The organism is Bacillus sp. SJS (assembly GCF_000732485.2).
Classification (GTDB): Bacteria; Bacillota; Bacilli; order Bacillales; family Bacillaceae; genus Metabacillus_B; species Metabacillus_B sediminis.
Genome location: NZ_JAQV02000031.1, coordinates 72,364 through 85,192 on the forward strand (window position 1 = coordinate 72,364; position 12,829 = coordinate 85,192).

General features: G+C 40.5%; 10 protein-coding genes and 1 pseudogene. 8 read left to right on the plus strand and 3 right to left on the minus strand.

The features are described from left to right. Window positions 1-86 precede the first annotated feature (86 nt). Both AS29_RS17895 and AS29_RS17900 read right to left on the minus strand, forming a co-directional pair. Window positions 87-632 carry a VanZ family protein gene (locus AS29_RS17895; protein WP_051860812.1) on the minus strand — a complete coding sequence of 182 codons (546 nt, stop codon included), beginning with the start codon at window positions 630-632 and terminating at the stop codon, window positions 87-89. A 98-nt stretch (window positions 633-730) separates the two neighbouring features. Beyond that, on the minus strand, window positions 731-1,129 hold the full coding sequence (locus AS29_RS17900) for a hypothetical protein (protein WP_035411471.1): 399 nt from the start codon (window positions 1,127-1,129) through the stop codon (window positions 731-733). Window positions 1,130-1,231: 102 nt separating this feature from the next. Here AS29_RS17900 and AS29_RS17905 point away from each other — a divergent pair, with 102 nt between their 5' ends. From AS29_RS17905 to hutG, 8 genes and pseudogenes are all read left to right on the plus strand, one after another. Next, complete coding sequence (locus AS29_RS17905) at window positions 1,232-1,915, plus strand: ABC transporter ATP-binding protein (protein ID WP_231889982.1); 684 nt, start codon at window positions 1,232-1,234, stop codon at window positions 1,913-1,915. Continuing rightward, the gene (locus tag AS29_RS17910) at window positions 1,908-4,355 is read left to right on the plus strand and encodes an ABC transporter permease (RefSeq protein ID WP_035411474.1); all 2,448 of its coding nucleotides are present in this window, start codon (window positions 1,908-1,910) and stop codon (window positions 4,353-4,355) included. The genes AS29_RS17905 and AS29_RS17910 overlap by 8 nt, the downstream gene beginning before the upstream one ends. Before the next feature lie 149 nt (window positions 4,356-4,504). Beyond that, a pseudogene (locus tag AS29_RS17915) lies at window positions 4,505-4,960 on the plus strand (DUF1343 domain-containing protein); the annotation flags it as partial. 176 nt (window positions 4,961-5,136) lie between these two features. Continuing rightward, a complete protein-coding gene (gene hutP / locus AS29_RS17920; RefSeq protein ID WP_035411478.1) occupies window positions 5,137-5,574 on the plus strand; it encodes a hut operon transcriptional regulator HutP in 438 nt (145 codons plus the stop codon). 93 nt (window positions 5,575-5,667) lie between these two features. Further along, window positions 5,668-7,206, plus strand: a complete 1,539-nt coding sequence (hutH, locus tag AS29_RS17925; protein ID WP_035411482.1) for a histidine ammonia-lyase — start codon at window positions 5,668-5,670, stop codon at window positions 7,204-7,206. Further along, on the plus strand, window positions 7,188-8,855 hold the full coding sequence (gene hutU, locus AS29_RS17930) for a urocanate hydratase (protein WP_035411484.1): 1,668 nt from the start codon (window positions 7,188-7,190) through the stop codon (window positions 8,853-8,855). Before hutH ends, hutU begins: the two co-directional genes overlap by 19 nt. 5 nt (window positions 8,856-8,860) lie before the next feature. Beyond that, on the plus strand, window positions 8,861-10,156 hold the full coding sequence (gene hutI / locus AS29_RS17935; protein WP_035411487.1) for an imidazolonepropionase: 1,296 nt from the start codon (window positions 8,861-8,863) through the stop codon (window positions 10,154-10,156). Further along, the gene (gene hutG, locus AS29_RS17940) at window positions 10,110-11,051 is read left to right on the plus strand and encodes a formimidoylglutamase (RefSeq protein ID WP_035411490.1); all 942 of its coding nucleotides are present in this window, start codon (window positions 10,110-10,112) and stop codon (window positions 11,049-11,051) included. The genes hutI and hutG overlap by 47 nt, the downstream gene beginning before the upstream one ends. Before the next feature lie 80 nt (window positions 11,052-11,131). On the opposite strand, the gene AS29_RS17945 is transcribed toward hutG, so the two are convergent. Next, window positions 11,132-12,469, minus strand: a complete 1,338-nt coding sequence (locus AS29_RS17945; RefSeq protein ID WP_035411493.1) for an APC family permease — start codon at window positions 12,467-12,469, stop codon at window positions 11,132-11,134. Window positions 12,470-12,829 lie beyond the last annotated feature (360 nt).

Sequence of the window (12,829 nt, forward strand, 5' to 3'; positions counted from 1 at the left end):
TTAACGGGGTCCTCTCTAATGAAGGATATTGTCATGAAAGCAGCGTTTATTCTTAACATGCAGATTTTATGGCGATTTTCTCTCTTTTATATTTGAAAATTTCTAAACTTTTTGTTTATCCAATTAAAGAAGGAATATCCTATGATTAATCCAATGAAGTTTAGAACTACATCATCAATATCAATTCCTCTACTACCCAGTTTTAAGTAAAATAGAAAAAACTGGCCAACTTCTATTGCAATGGGGAGAAGCAAACTAATAAAAAATATTTTTTTCCAATTTATTTTTTTTGAATATAAAGGTAAAAGAAAGCCTAAAGGAAGAGTGAGTAAAATATTACCAATTAAGTTTGTGATTACGACTTTTGTAGGTATAGATGAATTTAATGCAGACCTTATATATTCGATAATTGTTTTAAAAGGTATAAAATTAATCGAAAGATAATTAAATTGAGGAGCAGGAATGATCCAAACAAAATATAATAAATAAATAATATAAGTAATAAAAACGATACGAATACATTCTATCTTCCACTTAATTCTGAACTTTTGAATAAGCATTAAACGCAATATTACATAGGTTAAAAGTAATGGAACAACAAAGATGTATAAAGGTTCTAATAATCTTATCATAGATGATACCTCAATATTATTTATTAACAAATTATTTATTAACAAAGGAGCATGGTTCTTAAAAAATCATACTCCTTTTTAGAAGGGTTAGCAATTACTTATTGATTTATAGTACCCGAGCCTTTTACTCTGCTTGCATATCCAGTATCGTCATTTTTATCAACATTAACTGTGTATGTACCACTGCTAACAGTGCCGAACGATTTAGTGTAGCTAGAACCATCTGCCAACATTTGAGCACTGTATTTAGTGAACAAGCTTTTATAAATTTGAACAGTATAACGGGACTTTTTAGATTGTACATCCCCTGCAGAATTATACGTATTTCCTTTTGCGGTTGTAGATGTAGATTTATTAGCTAATGAATGTTCTTTGCTGCCACTTACACTTGAAGAGATATCAAAGGAATATGTCCCGCTATAAGCACTAACGATGCTTGGAATAGCTATTCCTAAAGCCAAGGTACTTGCGGCAATAATTTTTTTACTTTTTTTCAATATAATTTCCTCCTAATCCATATTTTGTATTACAATAATAAACAAGTATTTTCAACATTTTTTTAAATGATGAATCATAATCTACTAATGGGGGTCTATTCTTTGACAACTGGAATATTAAAAGCCACTGGAATTACAAAAAAATATAGTCAGGTCCATAAAAATGTACTAGAATCAACGAGTTTCTCTATTGAGGCAGGTTCTATCCATGTAATTGAAGGTAAGAGCGGATCAGGTAAATCCACTTTTTTAAGCATAATTGGCGGTATGGAATATCCTTCCAGCGGAAAGGTCTATTATAAGAATGAATCTTTATACGATTTATCTGACTCTAAGCAAGCTGTTATAAGAGGAAAAAAATTTGGTTTTATTTTTCAATCATTTCAATTAATTCCTGAGTTAACTGCATGGGAAAATATAACACTTCCATTAATGTTAATGAAGCGTACGGATAGATTTGAAGAAAGAGTAAAGGAGCTAGCAGTTGAGTTGGGAATCAGCTCGCAATTAGATAAGCGACCAAGCTTTTTATCTGGGGGGGAACAGCAAAGAGTGGCTATAGCAAGAGCATTAATTACTGAACCGGAGATAATATTTGCAGATGAACCTACGGGGAATTTGGACCAAACCACTACAAGAAGTATCATAAAATTATTTACTAAATTGAATAAGGAAAAAAAGTTATCTATAGTCATCGTTACTCATGAAAAAAATCTTTTTGAGGCTCCTCATCAATTATACACCATGAAAAATGGGGTTTTAGAGGGGATAGACAAAAATGTTTGAATTAGCTTTTAAATTGTTACTCTCAAGGAAAAAGTGGCTCTTTTTAATGATAATTACCTTAGCTATTATAATTTCCTCGACTCTTTCTATATTCACAGCATCAGAAGCCATAAGAGATGGTCTCTTAAATAAAGGGTATTCCCAATATGGAAAACATAGTGGGGGACTAGTAGAGGTGAAAGCATCAAAAGAGGAGTTAAAAGGAAAAGTACAAATGATTGGATCTTACAATTTAGTAGATTCTTATCCTTTGAATAATAAAGGGAAATTAGCGACTATAGGATGGATGGATAAAGATGCTATAAACCTCGCTAATTTAAGTCTCTTGGAAGGACGTTTCCCTAAAGGAAAAGGTGAAGTTGCTATTGAATCAGCTTATTTAAATCTAATTCATAGCAATTGGGCAATCGGAGACACAATAACCTTACAGGGGAAAAATAAAAAATGGACAGTTAAGTTAGTTGGTGTTATTTCTAATTATTCCTCGAAATGGTATGTGCCTATTCATTTAGACCAAGGAGTAAATGCATTCCCTAATATTTTTATAAGCAATACTGAGTCGGAAATTAGTTTAAATCATAACTTTTTAATTAATATGGGGAATGATAAAAAGAAGTCAATGGCAAAAATGGAGGAACTTTTAGCAGAGTATAAAAATAATGGGTTTGTAAATAACAAGTTATTTCTGGACGGACTTAGGGATTATGATACTATTAGATATTTATCCATTTCATTCCAAGTAATACTTTTACTGATTTCTATTTTTTCTTTAGTAAGTATGTTTACCTACTACAATAAGCTGCAGTTACAAAAAATGGGGATTTTAAGAGCGATTGGTTTTAAAGTTAATAACTTATTTCTTATTTATATATACGAAGTTACTATTCTGTTTTTTACGAGTCTAGCCATATCTTTTCCAATTCTACCCCTTTTTAAATCGCTTATTATAAAAATGACCTATACAGGCAGTTCGACAGCCCCATTTACTTCCTTTTTTACATATGCTTTTATCATTACTTTTCTTTTACTATTATTTTTATTAGTATTGTCAATTTTTTGTTATTCATTATTTCGTGCCAAACACAATTCTGTAAAAACTTTAATGTCAGGTATTACAAGATCGCCTGTTAATCATGCTTTTTTAAAAAGCAAAATAAGGTTATTCGCAATAAAACAACTGGCTAGACAATTGTTTTTGTATCCAAAAGAATTCATTTTCACTGTGTGCGTCCTAACTTTTTCAATTTTAACGCTTTTGTTTTCCATAGTTTTACAGAAAGAATCTGATGGAATTTGGGATGCAGAGGAATATTATTATTTAAGTGCTCAAGAAATTTATGGCTTCGACACTGTTGATAATCTTCCTGTTCTCTTAAAACAAGGTTTAACTTTTTCAGATGAAGATGCAAAAAAGATAGCCCAGATCTCTGGAGTTAAACATCTAGAAAAAAACCCCTTTATGGTGGATGTTGTCCCTTTAATTAAATCAAATCAGATGACTCCCTCAATTATTAATTGGATTCAAAAATACGGCGTTGACATAAAATATGGCGATAAACAGATAGTGCCGAATGTTAGATATGAGGTTGTAGACAAGCAAGCATTCGAAATGATTTATCCAAAAGGGGATTATGAAAAGTTCAAAGGTAAAGTTATGTTATTTATTCCTAATACTGATGGTAATCAAGATAATCTAAAAATGCTTAAAGGTGAAAAAATAAGTTTTGTTAAATTAAAGAAAGAAAAAGGCAGTATACAAGAAAATGAAAAACAATTTGTTGTGTATGATGTAATAAATCAACCCCTTGTTAAAAAAATTAGCGGATTAAAGAATATAGAATATGACAATTTTACAATATTAATTGATAAAGAAAGTTTTGAGGAATATAAGTTTTTTAATGGCTATTTCGAATTTAAAATCTATTTAGACAAGAACTTAACTAATAATGACTTTAAGAAAATAGACAGTCATATTAATCAACTAATTGCGACTGTACCGGGTAGTTTTTTTCAAAATATACCAGAGTTTATTCAAAAGGATACCCAAATTACATCACTGCTTAGTTTTCTTGGAAAATTTGCTTTTATTATTGCGTCTGTTTTATCTATTTTAAGCATGACTATAGTTGTTTTTAGTAAATATCAACTTCAAAAGAAAGAATGGGGAATTTATTTGTCAATGGGAATGTCTAAGAAAACAATTTATTACTTTTTAACGCTTGAAATGCTCATATATTTGTTATTGTCAATAATACTAAGCTTTGTTATTTATATATCAATATTATATTCAGCTAATTTGGTTTACCCCGTATCCTCATATTTTATTTATTTTTTCAATTCAATTATGTTTGTATTACTTCTGATAGTTATTGGAAGTTCCATTATGTACGGGAAAATTGTTAAGAAATCCATATCTTCAATGTTAAGAGAGGTGGAATAGGATCATAATAAGAATGTAAGCTTGCTTATTAATACCAGCTGCCTTAATATGCTGCTCTCTTATTCCACAAACGGGTGTATATGGCAGGTGCATTACGCGTTAGCGTTCATATTGAATTTTTTAATAATTTTATAGTCTCTTTATCATTTTACCCGGCAACCGGCATGATTGAAGGGACCAATCTTTCAGAAGGGAGGGGAACTACGAAACCGTTTGAACTGGTTGGTGCGCCGTTTATTAACAGCGATAAACTGGCTGGAAAACTGAACAGCTTGAAGCTGCCGGGTGTATCGTTTAGAGCAGCATCTTTCACTCCGACATTTTCAAAACACAGCGGCAAGCTTTCACATGGGGTACAGCTCTACGTAACCGACCGGAAGAAGTTTAAAGCAGTCAAAACAGGCTTATCCATCGTGAAAACTGTAAAAGACATGTACCCGGAAGATTTTCAGTTTTTCGCAGCGGACAATTTTAACCTTTTGCTCGGAAACAGATGGGTGAAGGATATGCTGGTAGAGGGAGCATCCGTTGAAGAGATTGAAAAGAAATATGAAGAAGAAAGAACGAGATTTATGGATATTCGGGAGAAGTATTTGCTGTATTAAACTGGAGGACTCCTTACCGGGGTCTTTTTTTCATAGGTCTGCTTCACCTTTATATGGCAAAATCCCTAACACACACAGAAAAATTTTTCATACCGATTGACAGACAGAAACGCCTAGACATAGAATGAAAGAAGATATTAGTTAATAGTGAAAATTCAGAAAAAATGAGGTTACCTATGACTCTGGAAGCTCAAATTGGAAAATACGCTTTGCTTCTGGCATCCCTGACCGATGAGGAATTGGCACTGCTTAAGCCATCATTTCATAAAATAAGGTATTGTCAGGGCAAAGTGGGATCGATGAATATGCAGAAAGTCATCGCGGCAGTTGAGACCGCCGCAAAACGGAACGAACTCATTCTTGATAACTGCTACCGGGAAACTCATGCGCTTTATCATGCTGTTTTAGAAGGGATTGAAGGGGTTACCCGGGGTCAGCCTTCCATTGGCGAGATGAGCCGGACGGTAGGATTGCGGTTTGCCATTGTAAGGGGCAGGCCATATGCAGAGGAATCAGAAGGAGAATGGATTGCGGTCGCATTTTATGGAACGATCGGCGCCCCTATAAAAGGGCTCGAACATGAAACAGCTGGTCTAGGAATTAATCATATATGAAGAAACATTGCCTATAGTTCATAAGTCATGAGGAGGCGATGATGGTGTTTTGCATGCCATTGTCGTCTCTTTTTTTATTTAGGAGGGATGAAGATGGTGGTTTTAACGGGTGAAACGTTAACTCTTGATGACATCAGGAAAATCTGCTTCGAAGGGGAACGAATCGTTCTCAAGCCGGAAAGCATGCGTAAAGTAGAACAAAGCAGAGAAGCAGTTTTGAAAATTGTCTCAGATAAAAAGACGGTTTATGGAATCAATACGGGATTCGGCAAATTCAGTGATGTTGTGATTGGTGAGGATGATGTCAATGAGCTGCAGCTGAACTTAATTCGCTCGCATGCATGCGGGGTGGGAGATCCGTTTCCGGAGCAGGTTTCAAGAGCGATGGTCCTCCTGCGATTAAATGCACTGTTAAAGGGTTTTTCGGGAATCCGTCCCATTTTGGCAGAGCTGCTCGCTGAACTGCTCAATCAGCACATTCATCCAGTCATTCCGCAGCAGGGATCTTTAGGCGCTTCAGGCGATCTTGCACCGCTCTCCCATCTAGCCCTTGTCCTAATTGGAGAAGGCAAGGTTTTTTATTCTGGAAACGTATGTAAAGCTTCTGAAGCCTTTCAGCATACAGGCCTTTCACCGCTTATATTGGAAGCGAAAGAAGGTCTCGCATTAATTAATGGAACCCAGGCGATGACCGCAATGGGGGTGATCAGCTATCTGGAGGCAGAACAGCTTGCCCTGCAAAGCGAAATGATCGCATCGCTTACAATGGAGGGTCTGGAAGGGATTATGGATGCCTTTCACCCTGCCATCCATGAAGCTAGAGGATTTCCGCAGCAATCAGCCGTTGCGGAACGGATGAGAAACACGTTAGCTGGAAGCAAATTAGTGACAAGGCAGGGAGAAAAAAGGGTTCAGGACGCTTATTCATTAAGATGTATCCCCCAGGTGCACGGAGCTTCCTGGCAGGCTCTGGATTATGTGAAAGAAAAACTTGAAGTTGAAATCAACGCAGCAACCGATAATCCATTGATTTTTGACGGCGGCCAAACGGTGATATCGGGAGGTAATTTCCATGGGCAGCCCATTGCCCTTGCTATGGATTTTATGAAAATAGCGATGGCGGAGTTTGCGAGTATTTCAGAGCGGAGAATCGAACGGCTCGTGAATCCTCAGCTCAATGATTTGCCCGCCTTTTTAAGTGCTCAGCCCGGACTTCAATCAGGTGCGATGATTATGCAGTATTGTGCTGCCTCGCTTGTCTCGGAAAACAAAACACTGGCCCATCCGGCAAGTGTGGACTCCATCCCGTCATCAGCGAATCAGGAAGACCATGTCAGCATGGGAACCATTGCTGCCCGCCACTGCTTCAGCATCATTCAGAATGTACGGAGAGTGCTTGCCATCGAGTGCATTTGTGCGCTTCAAGCCGTTCAATACCGGGGGATTGAACAAATGGCGGACGCTACACGTGCTTTTTATGATGAAGCAAGAAAAATTGTCCCTTCTATTACGCAAGACCGGGTATTTTCGGAAGATATAGAAAACATGACGGAATGGCTAAAAAAAAATAAAGCCGGATGGACAGCTTTAAACGAAGGAAGGGAGCTTGAGAGATGGATACAAAACGCGTAATCCGTGCCAAAAAAGGGCTCGAACTGGAATGCAAGGGATGGGAGCAGGAAGCAGCCTTAAGGATGCTTTATAACAACCTCGATCCGGATGTCGCTGAAAAACCGGAGGATCTCGTCGTTTACGGAGGAATAGGGAAAGCAGCCCGCAACTGGGAATCGTTTGACGCGATTGTTCACACGCTCAGAAGATTGGAAAATGATGAAACGATGCTCGTCCAATCCGGTAAACCTGTAGCCGTTTTTAAAACACATGCTGCAGCACCAAGAGTCCTGCTGTCAAACTCCGTAATCGTCCCAAAATGGGCAAATTGGGACCACTTCCACGAACTCGATCAAAAGGGACTGATGATGTACGGGCAAATGACAGCAGGAAGCTGGATTTATATTGGAACGCAAGGAATTCTTCAGGGAACGTATGAAACCTTCGCTGAAGTTGCCCGCCAGCACTTTGGGGGCTCACTTAAAGGTACGCTCACCTTAACAGCGGGCCTTGGCGGAATGGGCGGAGCACAGCCCCTTGCCGTAACGATGAACGGAGGTGTCTGCCTGGCGGTTGAGGCGGATCCGGAACGTATTAAAAAGAGGATTTATACTGCCTATTGCGATAAAATGACATCCAGTTTAGATGAGGCAGTAGAATGGGCCATGGAAGCCAAAAAGAAAGGAGAGGCTTTATCCATTGGAGTTGTGGGAAATGCAGCAAGCCTTCACCACGAGCTTTTAAAGCGAAACATCCATATTGATATTGTCACAGACCAAACCTCTGCACATGATCCGATCAATGGCTACATCCCGGAGAATCTCACTCTGGAAGCAGCAGCTGAATTAAGAAAGACCCATCCGAAGGAATATGAAAAACAAGCTTCGAAGTCGATGGCTAAGCAGGTTGAAGCGATGCTTGAATTCCAGCGGAGAGGAGCCGTAGTATTCGACTATGGAAATAATATCCGGCAAATTGCAAAGGATGAAGGAGTCAGCAATGCCTTTGATTTTCCAGGCTTCGTTCCTGCCTATATCCGTCCCTTGTTTTGTGAAGGAAAAGGTCCATTCCGCTGGGCTGCTCTTTCTGGTGATCCTGAGGATATTTACCGGACGGATGCCCTCATAAAAGAATTGTTCCCGGAAAACAAACCGCTTCTCCGCTGGATTGATATGGCACAGGAAAAGGTGGCATTTCAGGGGATTCCTTCGCGAATTTGCTGGCTTGGCTATGGAGAGCGAATGAAAATGGGGCTTGCCATCAATGATCTTGTCCGGAGCGGGGAATTAAAAGCACCCATCGTGATAGGCCGTGATCATTTGGATTGCGGATCCGTTGCTTCGCCAAATCGCGAGACAGAAGCGATGAAGGATGGGAGTGACGCAGTGGGAGACTGGGCGATTTTAAATGCTCTGATCAATGTTGCGGCAGGCGGTTCATGGATTTCGGTTCATCACGGAGGCGGTGTTGGAATGGGCTATTCTCTGCATGCGGGTATGGTTGCTGTGGCAGATGGCACCGGGCTTGCGGAAGAGAGACTTCGGCGGGTTCTTACTACAGATCCGGGGATGGGCATTGTCCGCCATGCTGATGCAGGGTATGACAAAGCTATTGAAGCTGCAAAGGAAAAAGGGCTGGATATTCCGATGATCCATCATGCAAAGGGGTGACCACGATGACACATGACCTGATTCTATTTAACATTGGACAATTGCTTCTGCCTGAAAGTAACGGAAAGCCATTGAAAGGAGAGGACATGAACAGGCTTCGTGTCGTAAACAGCGCAGCTATTGCCGTAAAAGATGGTCTTGTAACCTGGATTGGCTCTACTGAAGAAGCCGAAAGATTGCTTGCTCATGAAAAAAGGAATGCAAAGGGAAAAGTCGTCTCACCCGGTCTTGTGGATCCGCATACTCATCTCGTATTTGGAGGGAGCAGGGAAAATGAGCTCGCGATGAAGCAAGCTGGCGTTTCCTACTTGGAAATCCTTGCGAAGGGGGGAGGAATCCTCTCAACAGTCCACGCAACAAAAAACGCATCCGCAAAAGTACTATTTGATAAAGCCGCTTTTCATTTGGAACGAATGATTTCATTTGGCGTTACAGCCATTGAAGCAAAAAGCGGCTACGGCTTGGATGATGAAACCGAGTTGAAGCAGCTGAGGGTAATCAAACAGCTTCACAACAGCTACCCGATTCGCCTAGTACCTACGTTTCTGGGGCCTCACGCCGTTCCTGCTGAATATAAAGGAAGGGAGGACATGTTTCTTGAGAAGATGATTCAGCTTCTGGATGTCATAAAAGAAGAAAAGCTCGCCAAATTTGCAGATATCTTTTGTGAAACGGGAGTGTTCACAATTGACCAGTCGAGACAATTTTTAATGAAAGCGAAGGAAAAAGGATTTGGTTTGAAAATTCATGCCGACGAAATCGACCCGTTAGGCGGGACGGAGCTTGCGGTATCATTACGTTCAGCCAGTGCTGACCACCTTGTTGCCGCCTCAGATGAAGGCATCGCTTGCTTGGCTGATAGTGATACGGTAGCCGTCCTGCTTCCCGGAACCACCTTTTATTTAGGAAAGGATCATTACGCCCGAGCCCGAAAAATGATAGATGAAGGGACAGCTGTCGCCCTCGCGACTGATTTTAATCCTGGAAGCTGCGTAACGGAAAATCTTCAAATGATCATGTCGCTTGCTGCCCTTAAGCTAAAAATGACAGCAGAGGAAATTTGGAATGCGGTGACCGTTAACGCCGCTTATGCTATTGGCCTTGGTGGAAATGCAGGAATAATAGAAGCAGGAAAACGAGCTGATTTCGTCATCTGGGATGTCCCGAATTATCACTATATCCCTTATCATTTTGGAGTAAATCATGCAGAAAGTGTATATACCGAAGGAAAGAAAAGATGGGAGAAGGTGCGCCGTGGATCCATTCAGCTTTCTTCAGCCAGGGAAGGCCGCAATCTTTAAAGATCGGTTTGTTACAAAAGTAAATGAAACCATCATTCCTTATAAGGAGGGGATGACAGGGGATACAGGTCTGATCGGGATGCCGTATTCTAAGTCTTCCATTTCGTTGTCACAAGCGTCCGACGCTCCTCAAGCAATCCGGTCCTGCATGAGTCTATACTCTACTTTTTCAGGGGAACGAAACAGGGATTACCGCAATCACAAAATACTCGATTTTGGAGATGTTTTGACTCACCCTACCAATCTGCCGGAAAGCTTAAAAAGAATCTATGTAAGCGTTAAGGAAATGATCAACAAGAAGTCATGCTCCCGGTACATTTTGCTGGGCGGCGATCATGGGGTAAGCTATCCGGCCATCCGGGCTTTTAAGGAATTCTTCGGTACAATAGGCATCATCCAATTTGATGCCCACCATGATGTACGGAACCTTGAGGATGGAGGGAGGACGAATGGTACGCCATTCAGAAGTCTGATAGAAGAAGGAGTCATTGAAGGGGAGAATTTGGTTCAAATCGGCATCCGGGATTTTTCCAATGCAGCGGTTTATAACGAGTATATAAAGGATAACAATGTCTCTGTCTATACGATGGGGGATATCGATCGGACCGGGATTCTCCCTATCGTTGAAAAAGAGGCAGACAGGCTAGCGGAAAAAGTGGACGTTATCTACCTTTCTCTCGATATGGATGCCGTGGATCAGGCGTTTGCTCCCGGCTGTCCGGCCATTGGCCCGGGGGGATTAACGAGCAGGGAGCTTCTTTCAGCCGTTTCTGCCGCCGCAAAGCATGAGAAAGTAAAGGCATTGGATATCGTAGAAATTGATCCTTCTAAAGATTTCAGGGATATGACGAGCCGGCTTGCTGTTCATGCAATGATGAGATTTATGTATTCATAACGCAGCAGGAGTTTGCCGGGACCCCAAAACACAAAAGGCTCAGATTGCTTAAGCAGCCTATCTGAGCCTTTGTCCTTTCATCATTCATTTATATGCTTGCTGCGCATTCCGTAGTAAACTGGAAGACCCAGAGCCGTTAACGCTAATCCGCATAATGCGAGCACGGGCTGCGTTAAAAGGGTATTGATAACGATGAACAGTCCTCCAAGGATGGCAATAACCGGCAGCAAGGGATAGAGCGGCACTTTGTAAGGACGCACAAGTTTTGGCTCCCGCTTGCGCAGGATCACGACCGCCGCAAATGTCATCGTATAGAATATCCAAATCACAAAAATGAGCATGTCTGTCAGCGTGTTGAATCCGCCAATAAACATCATGATAATGGCGATAACAAGAATAAAAATTCCAGAATTATAAGGAACCCTGCTTTTGTCAGAAAGCTTAGCAAACCATTTGCTGAACGGCAGCTTATTTTCCATAGCCATCGCATATGGGACACGCATTCCTGTCATCACATATCCGTTGATGGAACCAAAAACGGATATAAGGATGCCGATGCTGACGAGTTTTCCGCCCATAGAACCGAATATGAGCTGTGCCGCGTCTGAAGCAGGTGTATCCGTACCAGCAAGGGAAGATGCAGACATCACCATTAAAAAGGCAACATTGATCAGCAAATAAATAGCCATAACCGCGGATAAGCCCAAAATGATGGCTTTCGGTAAATCCTTCTTCGGATTCCGCATTTCCCCTGCGATATTTCCAACGAGAATCCACCCATCATAAGCAAACATCGTAGCAAGCAAACCCGCTCCAAGTGCCGTTAAAAAAGAGGATTGCTCCGGTCCGGGTTCAACAGGAAACAATTGGAAGGGCGCGCTTCCTTCATGCAGCAGACCAAAAATAATGATGAGCGCTAAAGGAATTAATTTGCAAATCGTGGCCACGGTTTGAATTCCTCCGGCAGCCTTTGCTCCAAGAAAATTCAGCAGGGTTAAAAAGATGGCGGTTGCGGCTGCAATCCCAACAATCAGCATTTTATGATCATTTGCAGCCAGGCCAAACAAACTGACGGTTTGAGTTCCAAAGATGATAGCCAATGCCGCAATATTTGCGGGAAAATAAATGACCGTTTGAGCCCACCCAAGCAAAAAGGCTGTTAAGTTGCCGTATGTACGCTTTAAATAGGCCATCATCCCGCCAGTTTCCGGAATGGCTGCAGAAAGTTCCGCTGCTGTCAGTCCGGCACAAATGGTCAGTACGCCGCCAATAAACCAGGCAAGTAATCCTAAGCTTGCCGAGCCGGTTGAACTATAAACCGCTGTCGGCTTAAAAAACACGCCGGCTCCAATCACAGTTCCTATCACTGTCGTTAAAGCGGCAAGAAAACCAATTTCCTTCTTTAACTGATGCTGCAATGTAACCACTCCTATTTTCGTCTCTAATGGATTATTTTGTGAAAATAATCACAAAAACATTCAAAAAAAATAAAAATTTTTATTATTTCAACATTCCTAATGGGGATAAGCAATGCGTGTCAAATTTTAGCACAACTAAGAAGATGAAACAATGAAAATTTAAACAGGAAAAAAATATGAAAAAAAAGCGCTCTGTTTATAATGATTTTTTGGTATAATTCACCAGAATAAACTCAAAGCAGGAGGAACATCATGATCTTTAAAAAACAAAGACAAAAGTTGGAACAGCCCGAATCGATCAGAGAAGAGAAAGAACTTATAACAATCAATCCAAACATTGAAACAATGAAACAAATACAA

Bases quoted from the DNA above. Each gene is read 5' to 3' on its own strand.
- AS29_RS17895 (WP_051860812.1), bottom strand. From the start codon at position 632: ATGATAAGATTATTAGAACCTTTATACATCTTTGTTGTTCCATTACTT.
- AS29_RS17910 (WP_035411474.1), top strand. From the start codon at position 1,908: ATGTTTGAATTAGCTTTTAAATTGTTACTCTCAAGGAAAAAGTGGCTC.
- hutP (WP_035411478.1), top strand. From the start codon at position 5,137: ATGACTCTGGAAGCTCAAATTGGAAAATACGCTTTGCTTCTGGCATCC.
- hutH (WP_035411482.1), top strand. From the start codon at position 5,668: ATGGTGGTTTTAACGGGTGAAACGTTAACTCTTGATGACATCAGGAAA.
- hutU (WP_035411484.1), top strand. From the start codon at position 7,188: ATGGATACAAAACGCGTAATCCGTGCCAAAAAAGGGCTCGAACTGGAA.
- hutI (WP_035411487.1), top strand. From the start codon at position 8,861: ATGACACATGACCTGATTCTATTTAACATTGGACAATTGCTTCTGCCT.